Raw genomic sequence first — 16,215 nt, forward strand, 5'->3', positions numbered from 1 at the left:
GCGTTAGAAAATCGTCTTTTCGTATCTGGAATTGCGACATCGTCAGATCCTTTTTAGTTTAGGGATTGGTCGGCTCAAGGAATCAACATATATATAAAGAGCTGGCGTAAAAAATCCAACCGAGGCCATTCCAGCCGCGAGTGGTGATCGGTGACCACTGTTCGTTGCAAACAGAATAGTGGAGGTTTGCAGGAAAGTCGGTGATTTTCTTGAACTGTGTTTCCGACGTTGCCGTGGCACAATGCGTTAAAACAAAGGACGCTAAAATAAAGGACGTTAAAATATGAAATGGGCCTTCATTGATTACGAAAACGTTGGAAGTCTGGGAAAGGTTGATCTCTCCGGCTATGAGCGCGTCATTGTGTTCCTCGGTGCCAAGCAGCCCCGGCTAGACTTCACCGACACGAAATACGACAAGCCGATTAACCTTGTGGTGGTTCAAGTGAAGGACTCACAGGCCAATAATCTGGATTTCCATCTCGCCTATTACCTTGGCAAGTTTGATGCGCAGGCAGAGAGCTCCGTAGCGTTCGAGGTGATCAGCAATGACACCGGTTTTTCGCCTCTGATTGCTCACATCAAGACGAACGGACGGTCATGTAAACAGGTCAAAATCACCGGCGCTGCGGACGAGCCTCAGAAGCTCATCAAAAATTTGTCATCAATGCAGAAAGAAAAGCGGCCGCAGAAAGTGGCCAGCCTAAGAAACCACATTGCCGCGCAGCTTAAGATTCAGGGCAATGAAATGGCGATTCAGAAAGAGCTTAACCAGCTTGTGAGTGCTAAATTTCTGAAGTTGTCTGATTCAGGCGTGGAATACTTGGCCTGACTTTTTGGCTCCGTTAAAGAAGTACCACAAGGGCGCCCGTTAAATGGACATTAACCCCATTTTCCAGCCGTTGGTTGCGGTGCTCTGGTACTTAGGAGTGTGCCGGGGTCAGGTCTTGCGTTTTGCCCCTGCCTTGCCATTTCGTTGTAATCGTCTCAGTCTGTCTGGCCTCAATTAGAACCACGGCACGGAAGGAGCCAGGGAATGGCCAGATCGTCACACCCGGTCAATGATCTCACACAACGCGTCCAGCCCATCCGTCAGCGCAGCTGGCCCGGGCTGAAGAATCAGGGGTGACTTAATCTCGTAGAGGTGGTTGTTCGCCACGGCAGGGATAGCTTCCCAGCCGGATCGCCCGGCCACTTGATCCGGGCGGAATTTACGTCCGCACCAGGAGCCGATGATGATATCCGGCTTGCGGTTCACGACCTCTTCGGGATTCTGGATGATGCGTTCCTTCGCACCGGGTTCGGCTGCTTTTTCAGGAAAGATATCTTCGCCACCCGCGATGCCAATCAGCTCCGATACCCAGCCTATGCCGGTGATCATGGGGTCGCCCCACTCTTCGAAGTAGACGCGCGGGCGATGTGTTCTCGCCTTTTCGCGCCGGACTCGCTCAACTCTGGCGGCCAGCTCATGGGCGTAGGCGTCTGTCTTGGCGGAGAGGCCCAGCATGCCGCCAAGGGTTCGGATCATGGACAAAATCCCGGCCACGGTACGTTGATTAAAGATGTGTACGGCCACGCCATTCCGCACCAGCTCGGCAGCGATATCCGCCTGCATGTCCGAGAACCCCAGGACCAGGTCCGGCTTCAGCTCCAGGATTCGCCCGATCTTGGCGGAGGTGAAGGCGGAAACCTTGGGCTTTTCCTTCCTGGCCCGCTCGGGCCTGACCGTGAATCCAGATATGCCAACGATGCGATCCTCCGCGCCGATGGCGTAGAGTGTTTCCGTGGTTTCTTCAGTGAGGCAGGTAATGCGTTGGGGATAATTCATGGCTGTATATTCCTTTGTACGCCGGATTCCCAAACAGGGCAGAAAACCGGGAGGTGGGCCAGGGTCTTTTCGATGGCGTAGATACTTACTACGTTCAAAGAAATTGATAAGCTGGAGGAATAATGACAAGAAATATTGTTTTGATTGGCGGCACAACCGGGATCGGTAAGGCCTTGAAAGAGAATCTGGAAAAAACCAATGTACATCTTTACATCGCTTCCCGGAGTGCGACTTCGCGGCTCAAAAGCAGCAGCAATATTACGGTCGCTGATATCGATGCGACAGACGATTCTGCAGATTGGTCATTTTTGCCGGAAGAGATACACGGAGTGGCGTATTTGGGTGGAAGCATTAATCTGAAACCCTTTCACCGACTGAGCAACAAAGATTTTATAGAGGATTTTACTGTAAACGTTATTGGCGCCGTAAATACCGTTCAGGCTTGCCTGCCGGGGATGAAAAAAGCCGGAAATGCAGCGGTTGTTCTTTTGAGTACCGTCGCGGTACAAAGAGGACTCACCTTTCACGCGTCGGTTTCTGCCGCTAAAGGCGGAGTAGAGGGTCTGGTAAGGGCATTGAGTGCCGAGCTTGCACCCAATATTCGTGTAAACGGAATTGCGCTCTCACTGACCGATACGCCAATGGCGGAGCGCTTGCTCAGCAATGATTCGAAGAAAGAAGCGGGAAAACAACGCCACCCGCTAAAAAGGTATGGAAAGCCCGAGGACACCTCTGAGGCCGCTGCATTTTTGCTTGGTGAAAAGGCATCCTGGATTACGGGACAGATATTGGGTGTAGATGGCGGAATGTCGACCATTCAAAACCTCTGATGCACTTCTCGCGAAAGGGGGAGCTCAGGGTCAAACCTTGCGTTTTGGCTCTGACTTGCCCTTTTGGTGTGATCGTTTCAGTCTATCCCGCCTACTTTCAAACCGATGCAGGTAACGGCATCGGTATTTGCTAGTATGACCGCCTTCCCATCCTGATAACGATTAAGCGCTGCAACATGAATGCTCCTTTTAAACTGCGGCCTTACCAGCAGGAAGCCGTTGATGCCACGTTGAAACACTTTCGCAAATCGGATGATTCTGCGGTTATTGTGCTGCCGACCGGTGCGGGTAAAAGTCTGGTCATTGCCGAGTTGGCCCGTCTTGCCCGACGTAAAATTCTGGTGCTGACCCACGTAAAAGAGCTTGTTGAGCAGAATCACGCCAAATACCAGAGCTATGGGTTAACGGGCGGCGTTTTCTCCGCCGGGTTAAAGCGTAAGGAAAATCAGCATCAGGTGACCTTCGCCAGCGTGCAGTCCGTATCGGCTAACCTGGATCAGTTCAGAGATGAATACTCATTGATCATTATCGATGAGTGCCATCGGGTCAGTGGTGATGACAGCAGTCAGTATCAAGTAATCATCGAGCTGTTACGGCAACAGAACGACTCCCTGAAGGTGCTCGGGCTAACCGCCACACCCTATCGCCTGGGCATGGGCTGGATCTATCGCTATCACTACCGGGGCTTTGTTCGCAGCGGTAGCGATGAACAGAATAAGCCCTTTGGGCATTGCATTTATGAACTGTCGTTGAGCTATATGATTAGCCGGGGGTATCTCACCAGGCCTGAGCTGGTTAACGCGGCGGTGGCGCAATACGATTTCTCTGCGCTGTCTCAAAACCGCTTTGGCGAATACGCCGAGAAAGACGTTAATCAGCTGCTGGGCAAACATCAGCGTGTGACTCGCGCCATTATTGAGCAGGTGATGGAACTGGCCGTTAAGCGTAAGGCGGTGATGATTTTTGCTGCAACGGTGGATCATGCGCGGGAGATCAACGGCTATCTGCCGGAACACCAGACAGCCTTGATTACCGGCGGCACCGATCTGAATGAACGGGATTCGCTGATTCAGCGCTTCAAACAGCGGCAGTTAAAGTATCTGGTGAATGTGTCCGTACTCACCACGGGCTTTGATGCGCCTCATGTGGACTTTATTGCCATTCTTCGCCCTACCCAGTCGGTCAGTCTGTATCAGCAAATCGTGGGTCGCGGTCTTCGTCTGGACGAGGGTAAACAGGATTGTCTGGTGATTGATTACGCGGGCAACAGCGTCAATCTGTTTCACCCGGAAGTGGGGGAGAAGAAACCAAACCCTGATTGTGAGCCGGTGCAGGTATTCTGCCCGGGCTGCGGTTTTGCCAATATCTTCTGGGGCAAAGCAGACAGTGAAGGCCATGTTATCGAGCACTACGGTCGCCGTTGCCAGGGGTTGTTAGAGCCTGCTGAAGAGGATGAACCTGCAGCGCAGAACAGGCGCCCTGAACAGTGCGATTACCGTTTTCGTTTCAAGGAGTGCCCACATTGCGGTGCCGAGAATGATATCGCGGCCCGTAACTGCCAGCAGTGTAAAAAAGCCATTATCGACCCGGATGATCAGCTAAGAGATGCCCTGAAACTCAAAGATGCCATGGTGATCCGTTGCGCCGGGGTCACTTTAAGCGCTCATAAAGTCAAAACCGACAGCAAAAACGAAAGCAAGCTGAGAGTCACCTATCACGGTGAAGATGGGGAAGAGCTCAGCGAGTCTTTCGATTTCAGCAAGCCGGCACAGCGCAACGTCTTTAACAAATTGTTCGGACGGCGTTTAGCGAATGGCCAGGCCCCGCAAGCGTTCAGCAGGATTGAAGAGGTGCTTGAGGTGCAAGCCTTGTTGCCTGCACCGGATTTTGTCATTGCCCGCAAACAAAAGCACTACTGGCAGGTGCAGGAGCGGATCTTTGATTATCAGGGTCACTATCGTAAGGCGTATTAAGTGTTAAGCCTGTTACGTGTTAAGTCCGCCAGTTTGTACTGACTGAACGCCACGCAATGGACCGGCACAACATAGCCTTGAATAGAATTCGCTTACGCTGGGCGAATATTCACGCAAGGCTTGCGTCGATGCCAAAAAATGCAGCTGCTGTCACAAGCGCGTCATCCTCACTGATTAGACGAGCCTGGTGGTGTTCTGCGCAGGCCAAATGCAGTGCATCCAATGTCCTGAGACTCGTTTTTCGTGTCCCGATCCAATGTTGGGCTCGTTGATAATGAGAAATTTCAATGGGGCAGAGGCAAAAACGTCCGTGACTGACATCGTCATGGAACGCACTTTCAATACGATTTGCCTGTGGATCGCTGAGCTCTCCCATGCGAACCCAACGGGCCAGTGCGCTCACAACCTCTACCTTTGTAAGATGGCTAATCAGAACCGGTCTGGTCTGTGACTGAAGTAAAGCCTGGACTCGATCACTGGCCTGTTCTTGGCGGTAATAGGGCAGTATGGCGCTGGTGTCGAAATAGAGCATCAGTAGCGCTCGCCGTCTCTGAGTTCTCGCACCACGTGTGCTGAGCTTTCCAGGGCCGGCGGTAGTGAAGCTCTAAGTTCTGAGCGGTTCGAGAACTGAATCTTTTCTGGCAGGATTGGCGCCAGGCGCGCAGCAGGTTTGCCGTGGCGGAGAATAATAATCTCTTCTCCAGTGGCGACAGCGTCTAATAAATTGGAGAGCCGTTCCCGAGTCTCCCGGACATTAATTGTTTGCATGATGTTCACCTTGATTGAGTACACAATGAGTGTACACTTTGTTGGCGATGATTCGCAATTGAACGCCATAAAGTCGTTACAGTTTTCCCAAAAATGCAAAGCGCCAATGAAAACCCCGCGTCGCTACGCTCCGATGGGTGGCAGCTTTGCTCCGGTCCGGGTGGCAGGCTTCAGGTGGAATGGGGTGTCCCCAGCCCTGCCAAAACCTCCCGAAAACTATTCAGCCCCGCCTCCAAGTTCTCAATGATTTCTTCAGCCAGTTCGTCTGGTTCTGGTAGGTTATCCAAGTCTGTCAGGCTTTTATCTTTAAGCCAGAACACATCCAGGCTGGTCTTGTCGCGGGTAACCAGTTCTTCGTAGCTGTACTTGCGCCAGCGACCATCAGGGTTGGTGTCTGGGTGCCAGCTGTCAGCGCGCTTTTGCCGGTTCTCCGGATTATAACAGGCGATAAAGTCGGCCATATCCTCGTAACGTAGGGGTTTTTTCTTCAGCGTGTGGTGCACGTTGGTACGGTAATCGTAAAACCAGACCTCTTTCGTCCAAGGGCTTGGGCTGGCCGGTTGGTTATCAAAAAACAGAATGTTTGCCTTTACGCCCTGGGCGTAAAAGATGCCGGTAGGCAGGCGTAAAATGGTATGCAGGTCAGTATTCTCCAGCAGCTTCCTGCGGATGGTTTCACCGGCACCACCTTCAAACAGCACGTTATCCGGTACTACCACGGCGGCCTTGCCGGTGGTTTTCAGCATGCTGCGGATGTGCTGCACAAAGTTGAGCTGCTTGTTCGAAGTAGTGGCCCAGAAATCCTGACGATTGTAGGTCAGGTCATCGGTTTCCTGTTCGCCTTCCTCATTGGTAAAGCTCATCGAGCTTTTTTTGCCGAAAGGCGGGTTCGCCAGCACATAGTCGAAGCTCTGAGGGCTGGCGGCTACCAGGGCATCGTTAGGCGACACAAGGCTATCACCGTCAATCTCGCCAATGTTGTGCAGGAACATGTTCATCAGGCACATGCGGCGGGTGTTGGCGACAATCTCGTTGCCGAAGAAGGTGTCATGCTTGATAAAGCTCTTCTGCGCCTTATCCAACTGGTAATTCTGTGGATCGGTCAGAAAATCGTATGCCGCAAGAAAAAACCCACCCGTGCCACAGGCCGGATCGGCGATAGTCTTGCTCGGTTCCGGGCGTAAACAGTCCACCATCGCCCGGATCAAAGCACGCGGGGTGAAGTACTGGCCAGCACCCGACTTGGTATCCTCAGCATTTTTCTCCAGCAGGCCCTCGTAGATATCCCCTTTGACGTCCGCACCCATGACCACCCATTGCGTGCTGTCCACCATATCAATCAGGCGATACAGTTTGGCCGGATCCTGGATCTTGTTCTGCGCCTTGGTAAAAATCTGGCCGAGCATTCCCTTTTGGGTACCGAGTGCTCGTAGCAGCTCCACGTAGAGCACTTCCAGCTCTGCACCCTTTTTGGTTTTCAGTGTATGCCAGCGGTACTGTTCCGGAATGCCCACATCACGGTTGTAAGGTGGTTTGGCGTACTCATCCGCCATCTTCAGGAAGATCAGGTAAGTAAGCTGTTCCAGATAATCCCCATAGCCAACGCCGTCGTCACGCAGGGTGGTGCAGAAACTCCATACTTTGGAGATGATCGGGGCACTTGCCGAGCTCATTCGGTTAAATCCTTATCGGTTTTGTCTTTCAAGGGTAAGTCGTTATCTGCCGTGTTATCGCGGTTTTCGACCAGTTTGTCGAAGTCGCTCTCGAACAAACGGTCCTGGATGATACGGTAGCTCTCGAATTCACTTTCGGCGTATTGGCGGGCCAACGCGGCGCTGATACGGCCGCGGTCCTGCAGAATGTTGCGTTCATCAAATTTCAAAAAAGCATCGAGGCGCTTCGCCCAGTCTTCCATTGTCATCGGGATTTTACGTTTGGCGCGGTCTTCCGCCAGCTCAAGGTAGGCGTTCACTATTCTGCCTAGGGAATCCAGCTCATCCTTGCTCAGGTAGTTTTTAGCCGTACCCACATCGGTCTTGAGAATCTTGCCCTCAGGCGCCTTGGCCCAACTGGTCAGCCCCATATTCGGCTTGCTGCTGTTGGCGCGCAGCTTTACCAGTTCGGCAGCGGTATGGCCATGAATGGCGTAATGCAGTTTGTTCTGCACCTTGGCAAAGAAGACCTTGGTGGTTGGCGCCTCGCCGTTGTAATCCAAGCTGGTGGCATAGATGTCGGTGATTTTCTGATAGAAGCGCCGCTCCGAAAGCCGGATTTCACGGATCTCTTCCAGCAAACGCTCAAAGTAGTCCTCACCCAGAAAGCTGCCGTTTTCCATGCGCTCGCGGTCAATCACATAGCCCTTGATCGCAAATTCGCGCAGCACCCTAGTGGCCCATTGGCGGAACTGGGTGGCTCGTAGGGAGTTGACGCGGTAGCCGACAGAGATGATGGCGTCGAGGCTGTAGTGTTGGGTGTTGTAGTTTTTCCCATCTGCGGCAGTTGTCCGGAATTTCCGGATAACTGAACGCTCATCCAATTCATTGGATTTAAATATGTTTCTCAGGTGCTCATTGATAGTGCGGACATCAACGCCAAACAATTCGGCCATCAGCTTTTGCGTCAGCCAGATGGATTCATCTTCATACCGTGCTTCGATGCTTTGCTCGCCCGATTGCCCGGTGAAAATCAAAAACTCGGCGGTGCTGTTACGGATCAGTTTATTGCTCATTGCTGCCTCCTTGCGGCGCGCCACTTGGCATAACGGTTAGCCGAAGAATAACAAAACACTGTATATGTGAACAGCATTAAGCTGACTTGTTCAGGGGGATCTCCCTCGAGCAACGGTCAAGCAAATCCAGATTAAGCCCACCAGGGCACATAGCGCATGGCTTTGTTGAATGGCGCTTCCCTAGACGGCTTCTGTCCATCCCTTCGCTTCTAATACCCGGGCAGCCAAATCAATCTGACGCTCTGAGAACTGATGTTTGCGATCATTCCAGTCATACACCTGGCGGATGGCCTGTTCCCGAGTAGAAGCTGACTCCTTCTTGATGACCCAGTGCACAGTGGATAGCAGCTCCAGACCAAAGGGCGATTCAAAGCCCTCAACCAGCTGCGCCACTTTATCAAACCGCGACAGGGTGTCCGGGTGTTGCAGAAGGAAACGGCTGGCATCGTCCACCGCACCGGGCACCAGTTGCAACGGTTTGTCTGGCGCATCGCCGCCATCGGCATAGCCAGACAGAAGGTGCCCTTCTACCGCGTTCAATACATGGCGCAGGTTCTCCGCATACGGGCCATAGCCCGCTTTTTGATATTTTAGCCGCAGTGGCTCGCCCGCCTCTTGCATGAAGTACATCAGCTTATGCACCTCCAGCAGCGTGACGGACGGATCCAGCAGGCCACCAAGATAACGGTTTACCAGTTCTACCAGCGCGGCCCTTCCGGCGGTCATCTCAGGCACCTTCCGGTTCTGCACCATCTTTTGTGCAGGCGGTGCGCCCTTGGGCTCATAAACAATCACCCGCACATCGCGGAGTAGTTGCAGTGCCGACTCAATGCGCGGCTTCACCTCTGCCCAGTCCAGACCCCCGAGGCCGCTTCCCAGAGGGGGAATAGCAATAGATTGAATCTGATACTGGTGGATCGTGTCGACAAGAGCCTTGAGTCCGACATCGATGTCTTCCATACGGCTGGCACCCCGCCAGTGGCGCTTGGTAGGGAAGTTGACGATGTAGCGTGGCGCTGTCAGTTGCCCGGTCTCAAAGACAAACATACGTCCCGGCTCAACCTGACGATTTTTACACGCGGCGGCGTAGGCCTTGAAATTATCTGGGAAGGCTTTTTTGAATTGAAGCGCAATCCCACGGCCCATGACACCGACACAATTTACGGTATTGATAATGGCGTCGGCGTCCTCACGCAGGATGTCGCCGGTTTTGTATTCGATCATCTTGGCCTCCTCCATTATCAGTAGTACCAGTCTGGTTTGATTTGCAGGTCTGGTCGGTTGGGTACACCGGCCAAAATATTTGCCACCTTCGTGTAGATCGCCTGCGAACATACCCCGACACGTTCAACAAGGTGCCAGGGGTAGCAGTTTTCCAGAAGGAACTCGGCTTGTTTGCCATCCTTGCAGGACATCCAGTTGCGCGCTTCAACAGCAGTCCAGTTTATCTCATTCAGCCTGGACAGGTCTGAACGATCTTCGAAGTAATACGAGCCTGCGTTAGAAAGGGTAAAAGCCCAGCGTTGCTGATTCGCCTCAGCCCAAGCCACAGAATCATTCAAGTCTGCCTCAAGGTGAATTATGGGGCCTTGCCCTCCCTTGTAGCCGAGATCTGGATGGTTACTCTGATAAATCATATACAACATGATAGAACGCGGGCAAAGGTAAAATGGTACACAAGCACCCACATTCAAATCGGGGTGGCTGGTCAAGGTCAACTCCGTGAGACGGCGCTGCTTGATTCCGTTCATGCCAATGGTAGTGCCTGCAGGCGCACGAGCGATGATTTGCGAATCGCTCCACAACGCCTGATCGGCGATAATCGACGCCAGGCGATCAACGTGGACGATGTGGTAGACTTTTGGTTGAGCTGGGACAGTCATTAAAATTGCTCCCACTGAGGTAATTTCATGGGCAACGTTAACTTGTCCGGCATTTGAGAGCGGCGAATATTTTCCTCGCGATGGACGGCTAACGATAAATAGGTCAGTCCTGCCCTTGCCATTTTTAATATTCTTATTGTCTTGTCATTCAGCTCTTGCATTGACAGGTGAAATGCCCACTCATCGGCAAATAATCCTTTTTCAGAGCGGTCGGTATAGTTCCATATATCATCATGGACTTTGATATATTTGTGTTCCAAATGGTTCCGAACTGAGCGCAACATAAATGCATCGGGTTCCATTGTTTTACCCAAAGCAATATTGCCATATCGGTCATTTTCAACAAAATCCTTGCTTAGCCAGTAGAGCCCTCTTAAAGGAAGATTCTGTTGATTCTGAAAACAATCACGCAAAACTGGAGAATTATTTCTATTGCCTTCTTTGAACCAAATGGACTGAAAGTTAATCGAACATTCCCGCATTCCCAACGACCAGTACTCGTTGATAAAGAATGCGATTTTATCGAATAGCGAATAAGCCATACGAAAAGCAATTTTGACCTGCTCAACGAAGATAGAGTATGCAGGATAATCCAAAGTATTGAATAGAAAAACTTTCTTATCCGAATAGTGTTTTTTGTGATTTTCAGATTCCATAATTCCTTGCCAACACAGAAAACGTGCGGAGGTAAATTCTTGTTTAATCTGGTTGAAGAACCCAATAAAATGAGGCGGCTCACCAATCGGCCGAACCATGTTAGGCAGGTTCAGAATATCTTGGGCGGCAATCGGATACGCACCAAGCTCATTAAGCGGAGACAAGAATAGTACATTATCCAAGGCCCACTCCCGGTAACGACGCTCGGTAAGTGAGCGGCCCAAGGAGTGCTCCGTAAGTGAAACATGTTGAATTGATCTAAAATCGACATTCGACTCAATTTTCTCGGCCTTTCCTACCATGTTTTTTTTAACTTCTTGGTAATCAATTCGATCCCATACGATGCCTTTGTCGGTGACCGATCGAAGTAGGCTGCACGCCTCTTTAAAAATAACAATCTGATGGCCCGCGTCATAAATATGATGTGAATACGATTCGAGGCCAAACCCAAGATTCCCGCGCGCCATCGCGAAGTTTGGCAAAACATTAATTGCGCGGGTCCAATGCTCGATTGCTTCTATCGGTCGCCCGATATGATTCAGTATATTTGCGGTATTTACCAATATTTGGCACTGCCTTGAAAGGTCAAGCGATTGAAAACCGGAAGACTGCACCGCAGAACGCAAGTAATAAATTTCGTACAGGATCTCAGGTTGATTCCATTCCCATATATTTGATCCGTTGCGGTGATTTGCATGACGGATTACTGACCAGGCATTGGCCCGAAAATAATTAAGTTCAACTAGTTGGCGTGCATCAAGATGTTCTTCTAATGCGTCGCATAGGCACAGCGCCTGCCTGGCCTGCTCAGGAAGTTCTTTGTCAGCGGCATCATCAACCAACTCGGCAATATGGTTCATTGATTCAAGCAGAGTGTGCTGGCCAAGCTCCCAATCGGTATATTTACGACTCATTCTTTCACCCTTGTCTTCACCGGAGACCGCCCGGCTCTTTCTGAATGAATACGGGCAAGCAGGGCGCTGGCGGGTTCGTCGTTGGCGTCTTGCGGGACGAGCTGGCCGGAGAAGGCTTTTTTCAAGATGGATTGGCGGAGGGTTTCGCATTTGGCAATCGAAGATTCAACCTCTGCCTCCAGCGAACCGATCAGGCTCATTGAATCATCAAGAGCTCTAATTACCATCTCCTGCTCCTCTATGCTTGGAAGAGGAACCGGGAACATGCTGAGGACGGTTTTGTTGATAGAGGCCAGATTTGTCGTTTGCTTTCCGCCTTTTTCAAAATAGTCCTTGCCGAACGTGTTTCCCCAGTGGGAGATGAATTTAGAATGAAATTCACTGGCAAAATAAGGGGACGACCGGAAAACATGGTTTTGTGTAATACAAGGCTCAACTTGCCCTTCCCATATCCAGCCACGTCCGAGCTTATCTCTATCGCCGCCCTCGTTAAAAAGGATGTCCCATTTTTCAAGCGCTAACTCGGGTAGCGCCTGCTTTTCAATTGGCATCCTTTTTATTTCTTCAAGAACCAACTCCCCACGCTGGACATTCGCTACACGGAGATATGCAACATCCACAGGATCGCTGAGTTTGCGATCTTTACTAACTGACATTCCCGATCCAATTTTGGAAATTTCAGCCAGTCTTGCGTAGCCCCAACTGGAGGGTAGAACCGGCAAAAGTGCTATTTCATCCTCAGTTATTGGCGGAAGTTCTTTGTGCTGTGAAGGCTTTCCCGGCTTTTTCCCTTCCTTGCCGTTCTTCTCCCACACCTTGACGGCGACCTGCCAGTCTTTTAGTTGCTGCTGGTAGCGAGCCTGGCGTTCCTGCTTGATGCGGGCGAGGAGTTGTTCAGGTGTTTCCAATTTGTCTCTGTTCTGTTCGCGCCATTGGGCGGTGAGCTTGCCTTCGAAGGCGTGTTTGAGCAAGGCCTGGTGGTAGACTTTGAGTTGCTCGCGGGCGGTTTTCAGGGATTCGATACCTTTGTCCAGTTCGGAGAACAGGGTTTCGATTTTGGCGACGATGCGGTGTTGTTCGTTTAGAGGGGGCAACGAAAGCGGCCAATCTTTTAGAATACCTTGAGATATATTTGGTTGAGCTCCGCCTTTTCCAGAATCAATCAGGGCTCGGCGTTCGGAAAGCAGGTAGTAGTATAGGAATTCGTTGCTTAGCAAGTCACACAGTGGCTTAGCAACAGCACAGGCCTGATTAGTCGAAGCATCTATCCCAAAAATTGAAAGCTTTCCAATCGTCGCTCCATACATTGCGATACCAACAGACCCAGCAGCGAAAATCTTCGCGCTGGATTTTTTAATTGCATCTTCGGATATATGCTCTTCAGTACCTCTTATAAATTTGTCGCCAAGTTCGCCCGTTTTTATCCAAGGGATGGAGCCATTGAAGAATTCAGGATTGCGCCGAGAAGGCGTCCCCCCAGAACCCCAGCCTGCGACGTCGCCTAAAGTTGTTACCTCCCACCCCACCGGTACTTCAATTTTCACGCCACCAACTCCCGATTCAATTCATCAATCACGTCATCCATCCCATCGCCAAATAACTGATACATTTTGCCCATGCCGCCTTTGCTGTCAAACGGTGCCATTTCCAGATCATCGCGTTCGATGTGGAAGGAGCTGATGATGTGGTCGCGGACCATTTGTAGCCAGGCCATTTGTTCCTCGTTGAATTTTTCACCGGCGCCGCTGTGGTGTTGCATGATCCAGCTTTGGAAGTTGCGGCGCACGGTGGAGGCGTAGGTCGAAAGGGTGTTGTCCAGCCCGGTGACGCGGCGGAGCAGGGCGACCAGCGCAGTCAGATCGCCGATGGGGCTGTCGCCCTTGTAGTTGTCTAGGTGGGCGTAGGCTTGCCAGACGCGCAGTGGGGCCAGCTTGGGACGGTCGCTGCGCAGGCGTTCGAGCAGCTCGCGGATCATCTGATAGGTAATGTCGCTGCGACGGGCCGGGGTCTGGAAGTAGATGCTCAGGGCTTCTATGTTGTCGCGGTGCTCTTGCAGGTAGTCGGCAAACTCCTGGGTGAGTGCCTTGGCGTTGTCTTCGGTGTCGCCTGCCCACTCTGCAGTGATAACACTGTCTAGGTCGTCGTGGACGAGGGTTTGTTCTTTATCGCGGCGGATGCTGTCAATCAGTTCCACCAGCTCGCCGTTGAATACATTGGCGGCGTGACCGACCAGTTGTTCGCGGGCCTGATCGCGGGCGCTGTCACCGGGGTTGGTGCCTTCTGGTTGCCCGGCGAGGGTCAGGGCTGTTTGCTCGATGGTGTCCGGGTTGATGGCGTTGAAGAGTTCGCCAACAATCAACAGCAGCGGTTTGCCCCCGGCTTTTTCACTGATGCGGGCGCGCTCCTTGTCGTTCAGTTGCTTGTCGAGCCGTGCCAAGCGGCCTGCCAGCGAGCTGACGGTGTCTTCGTCGTGCTGGCCCATCATTACGCCCATGGCGAGATTCTTCAGCGAGACCCCGGGTTTGGTGATCAGCGGCTGGCTGGCGGTTTTCAGGGATTTGGTCACGCCGATGGCATCGACAATCACATAATGGGTTTTGGCCGTCGTGGCGGAGGGCGTGACTTTTTTCAGGCTGTCGGCATCCAGGGTGCGAGTGCCGCGGCCTTTCATCTGCTCGAAGTAATTGCGGCTTTTGACGTCGCGCATGAACAGCAGGCATTCCAGTGGTTTGACGTCGGTGCCAGTGGCAATCATGTCTACGGTGACGGCGATGCGCGGGTAGTAATCGTTGCGGAACTGGGCGAGCAAAGATTTCGGGTCTTCCTCGATCTTGTAGGTGATCTTTTTACAGAACTGATTACCCTCGCCAAACTCCTCGCGCACGGAGTGGATGATGTCGTCTGCGTGGCTGTCGGTTTTGGCGAAGATGAGGGTTTTCGGTACTTCTTTCCGTCCGGGGAATATGTCCGGTAGTTTTTCTTTGAAGGTACGAATCACGGTGCGGATCTGGTCCGGGTTGACGATATTGCGGTCCAGTTGTTTGCCAGCGTAGGTTTCGTCTTCATCCTGAATCTCCCACCGCTTTTTTCGGGTCAGGCGTTCGCGCTTTTCTATCTGCTGCTTGGCGGTGAGGGTGCCGCCCTGTTTGGTCTTTTCGGTTTCGATGACATAGATTTCATTACCCACGTTGACGCCATCGGCTACGGCTTTTTCGTGGTCGTATTCGCTGACGACGTTCTTGTTGAAGAAGCCGTAGGTGCGGTTGTCCGGTGTGGCGGTGAGGCCAATCAGGTAGGCATCAAAGTATTCGATCACCTGGCGCCACAGGTTGTAGATCGAGCGGTGGCATTCGTCAATCACAATAACGTCGAAGAACTCCGGGGGAATCTTGTGGTTATACACCACCGGCAATGGGGTTTTGCTCAAAAGGTTGGCGCCGGTCGGCGGACTTTCCTCTGTGGCTTCATCCAGCTCTTCACCCTTGAGCAGAGAGTACATGCGCTGGATGGTGCTGATGCTGACCTGGGTGTCGGTGGCCATAAAAGACGATTTGAGCCGCTGTAAGCTGTACAGCTCGGTGAACTTGCGGTTGTCGTCATTGGGCAGGAAAGCCATGAATTCCTGCTCGGCCTGTTCACCGAGGTTTCTCGTGTCCACCAGAAACAGGATGCGTTTGGCACCTGCGTGTTTCAGCAGCCGGTAGGTGGCAGTAATGGCGGTAAAGGTTTTGCCGGAGCCGGTGGCCATTTGTACCAGGGCGCGGGGCTTGTCCTGCTTGAAGGATTTTTCCAGATTGGTGATGGCGGTAATCTGACAGTCGCGCAGGCCGTCATGAACCAGTGGCGGAAGCTGTTGCAAGCTGGCGCGCAAGGTTGTGGGCTGACTCAACCATTCTGCCAAGGTTTCTGGCCGGTGGAAGTTGAAGATTTCCCGTGAGCGAGGGGCAGGATCTCCGCCGTCGGTGAACCGGGTAATGACACCGGTGCTTTCGTATACAAAACGCAGGGCTGTTGGGTTGTTGACCCATTTCAGGGTCGCATTGGCATAACCCTGCGACTGATCCTCAACCATCGTAATCTTATGGCCCCAATCTTCCGGCTTGGCCTCAATCACGCCAGCGGCTTGTTTAGCCACAAACAATACATAGTCGGCTGGGCCAACGTCGGTCTGGTATTCACGGACGGCTATTCCGGGGCCAGCATTCAGGTTGATCGATTTCTTATTCTGCACCAGCCAGCCGGCTGCAATCAGCTGGCTGTCTATCCGGTCACGAGCCTTTTGTTCCGGGTTCTGGTTTGCCGAGGGCTTGCTCATACGGACTCCATGTTTTTATCCCGGTGAGCCTTGGCAATGCCCTGTCTCATGAGAAATACTTCGGCAAATTCCTGATAGAGCAAAAAACTTACCCTGTTGCCGCAGGGTTGTCGATGTTCAGGCAGCTGGTTTATCACGGTACACTGCAGTTAGTGTTCACACTTCCCTGCAAGGTGCTGCCCCCTCTGGAGTTGGGTCAGCATGTATAATTTTTCGCCAGTGTAGCAGTTATCGCGGTAGCGCATGTCGCAACAGAAAAACAGGACAGATTTATTTTTCGGTTGGGTTTTATTGAACTGTGTTCCCAGACGTGCCGTGGCAC

Annotated in this window: 13 protein-coding genes; 3 read left to right on the forward strand and 10 right to left on the reverse strand. The window is 52.1% G+C overall.

The genetic code is table 11. The features are described 5' to 3' along the window. The first annotated feature begins 283 nt into the window (after positions 1–283). Positions 284–829: a PIN domain-containing protein gene (locus ATG98_RS12270; protein ID WP_098423294.1), complete on the forward strand. Its 546-nt coding sequence runs from the start codon at positions 284–286 to the stop codon at positions 827–829. 216 nt (positions 830–1,045) lie between these two features. Here ATG98_RS12270 and ATG98_RS12275 read toward each other — a convergent pair whose 3' ends face one another. After that, the gene (locus ATG98_RS12275; RefSeq protein ID WP_098421348.1) at positions 1,046–1,825 is read right to left on the reverse strand and encodes a cobalamin-binding protein; all 780 of its coding nucleotides are present in this window, start codon (positions 1,823–1,825) and stop codon (positions 1,046–1,048) included. 122 nt (positions 1,826–1,947) lie between these two features. Here ATG98_RS12275 and ATG98_RS12280 point away from each other — a divergent pair, with 122 nt between their 5' ends. Then, positions 1,948–2,655: an SDR family NAD(P)-dependent oxidoreductase gene (locus ATG98_RS12280; RefSeq protein WP_098421349.1), complete on the forward strand. Its 708-nt coding sequence runs from the start codon at positions 1,948–1,950 to the stop codon at positions 2,653–2,655. 176 nt (positions 2,656–2,831) lie between these two features. Continuing rightward, positions 2,832–4,628 (forward strand): DEAD/DEAH box helicase, encoded by a 1,797-nt coding sequence (locus ATG98_RS12285; RefSeq protein ID WP_098421350.1) that lies wholly within the window; start codon positions 2,832–2,834, stop codon positions 4,626–4,628. A 109-nt stretch (positions 4,629–4,737) separates the two neighbouring features. Here ATG98_RS12285 and ATG98_RS12290 read toward each other — a convergent pair whose 3' ends face one another. The 9 genes from ATG98_RS12290 to ATG98_RS12330 all read right to left on the reverse strand — a co-directional run bounded on the left by ATG98_RS12290 (position 4,738) and on the right by ATG98_RS12330 (position 15,893). Continuing rightward, positions 4,738–5,160 (reverse strand): type II toxin-antitoxin system VapC family toxin, encoded by a 423-nt coding sequence (locus ATG98_RS12290; protein ID WP_098421351.1) that lies wholly within the window; start codon positions 5,158–5,160, stop codon positions 4,738–4,740. Continuing rightward, complete coding sequence (locus ATG98_RS12295) at positions 5,160–5,396, reverse strand: type II toxin-antitoxin system Phd/YefM family antitoxin (protein WP_098421352.1); 237 nt, start codon at positions 5,394–5,396, stop codon at positions 5,160–5,162. The genes ATG98_RS12290 and ATG98_RS12295 overlap by 1 nt, the downstream gene beginning before the upstream one ends. Positions 5,397–5,566: 170 nt before the next feature. Then, positions 5,567–7,069: a type I restriction-modification system subunit M gene (locus ATG98_RS12300; RefSeq protein ID WP_098423296.1), complete on the reverse strand. Its 1,503-nt coding sequence runs from the start codon at positions 7,067–7,069 to the stop codon at positions 5,567–5,569. Beyond that, entirely contained in the window at positions 7,066–8,124 is a 1,059-nt protein-coding gene (locus ATG98_RS12305; protein WP_098421354.1) for a virulence RhuM family protein, read from the reverse strand. Before ATG98_RS12305 ends, ATG98_RS12300 begins: the two co-directional genes overlap by 4 nt. Before the next feature lie 180 nt (positions 8,125–8,304). Then, complete coding sequence (locus tag ATG98_RS12310) at positions 8,305–9,348, reverse strand: macro domain-containing protein (protein WP_098421840.1); 1,044 nt, start codon at positions 9,346–9,348, stop codon at positions 8,305–8,307. Between the two features lie 17 nt (positions 9,349–9,365). After that, positions 9,366–10,007 (reverse strand): DUF4433 domain-containing protein, encoded by a 642-nt coding sequence (locus ATG98_RS12315; protein WP_098423298.1) that lies wholly within the window; start codon positions 10,005–10,007, stop codon positions 9,366–9,368. Beyond that, the gene (locus ATG98_RS12320) at positions 10,007–11,578 is read right to left on the reverse strand and encodes an LA2681 family HEPN domain-containing protein (protein WP_098423300.1); all 1,572 of its coding nucleotides are present in this window, start codon (positions 11,576–11,578) and stop codon (positions 10,007–10,009) included. The genes ATG98_RS12315 and ATG98_RS12320 overlap by 1 nt, the downstream gene beginning before the upstream one ends. Beyond that, positions 11,575–13,122 carry a restriction endonuclease subunit S gene (locus ATG98_RS12325; RefSeq protein ID WP_098423302.1) on the reverse strand — a complete coding sequence of 516 codons (1,548 nt, stop codon included), beginning with the start codon at positions 13,120–13,122 and terminating at the stop codon, positions 11,575–11,577. The genes ATG98_RS12320 and ATG98_RS12325 overlap by 4 nt, the downstream gene beginning before the upstream one ends. Continuing rightward, positions 13,119–15,893, reverse strand: coding sequence for a DEAD/DEAH box helicase family protein (locus tag ATG98_RS12330; protein WP_098423303.1), 2,775 nt, complete (start codon positions 15,891–15,893; stop codon positions 13,119–13,121). Before ATG98_RS12330 ends, ATG98_RS12325 begins: the two co-directional genes overlap by 4 nt. Positions 15,894–16,215: the final 322 nt, after the last annotated feature.

Origin of the sequence: Marinobacter sp. LV10R520-4 (genome assembly GCF_002563815.1) — a bacterium.
GTDB lineage: Bacteria > Pseudomonadota > Gammaproteobacteria > Pseudomonadales > Oleiphilaceae > Marinobacter.

What these genes read in the sequence shown, in the direction of transcription:
- ATG98_RS12270 (WP_098423294.1), top strand. Translation starts at nt 284, where the DNA reads ATGAAATGGGCCTTCATTGATTACGAAAACGTTGGAAGTCTGGGAAAG.
- ATG98_RS12275 (WP_098421348.1), bottom strand. Translation starts at nt 1,825, where the DNA reads ATGAATTATCCCCAACGCATTACCTGCCTCACTGAAGAAACCACGGAA.
- ATG98_RS12280 (WP_098421349.1), top strand. Translation starts at nt 1,948, where the DNA reads ATGACAAGAAATATTGTTTTGATTGGCGGCACAACCGGGATCGGTAAG.
- ATG98_RS12285 (WP_098421350.1), top strand. Translation starts at nt 2,832, where the DNA reads ATGAATGCTCCTTTTAAACTGCGGCCTTACCAGCAGGAAGCCGTTGAT.
- ATG98_RS12290 (WP_098421351.1), bottom strand. Translation starts at nt 5,160, where the DNA reads ATGCTCTATTTCGACACCAGCGCCATACTGCCCTATTACCGCCAAGAA.
- ATG98_RS12295 (WP_098421352.1), bottom strand. Translation starts at nt 5,396, where the DNA reads ATGCAAACAATTAATGTCCGGGAGACTCGGGAACGGCTCTCCAATTTA.
- ATG98_RS12300 (WP_098423296.1), bottom strand. Translation starts at nt 7,069, where the DNA reads ATGAGCTCGGCAAGTGCCCCGATCATCTCCAAAGTATGGAGTTTCTGC.
- ATG98_RS12305 (WP_098421354.1), bottom strand. Translation starts at nt 8,124, where the DNA reads ATGAGCAATAAACTGATCCGTAACAGCACCGCCGAGTTTTTGATTTTC.
- ATG98_RS12310 (WP_098421840.1), bottom strand. Translation starts at nt 9,348, where the DNA reads ATGATCGAATACAAAACCGGCGACATCCTGCGTGAGGACGCCGACGCC.
- ATG98_RS12315 (WP_098423298.1), bottom strand. Translation starts at nt 10,007, where the DNA reads ATGACTGTCCCAGCTCAACCAAAAGTCTACCACATCGTCCACGTTGAT.
- ATG98_RS12320 (WP_098423300.1), bottom strand. Translation starts at nt 11,578, where the DNA reads ATGAGTCGTAAATATACCGATTGGGAGCTTGGCCAGCACACTCTGCTT.
- ATG98_RS12330 (WP_098423303.1), bottom strand. Translation starts at nt 15,893, where the DNA reads ATGAGCAAGCCCTCGGCAAACCAGAACCCGGAACAAAAGGCTCGTGAC.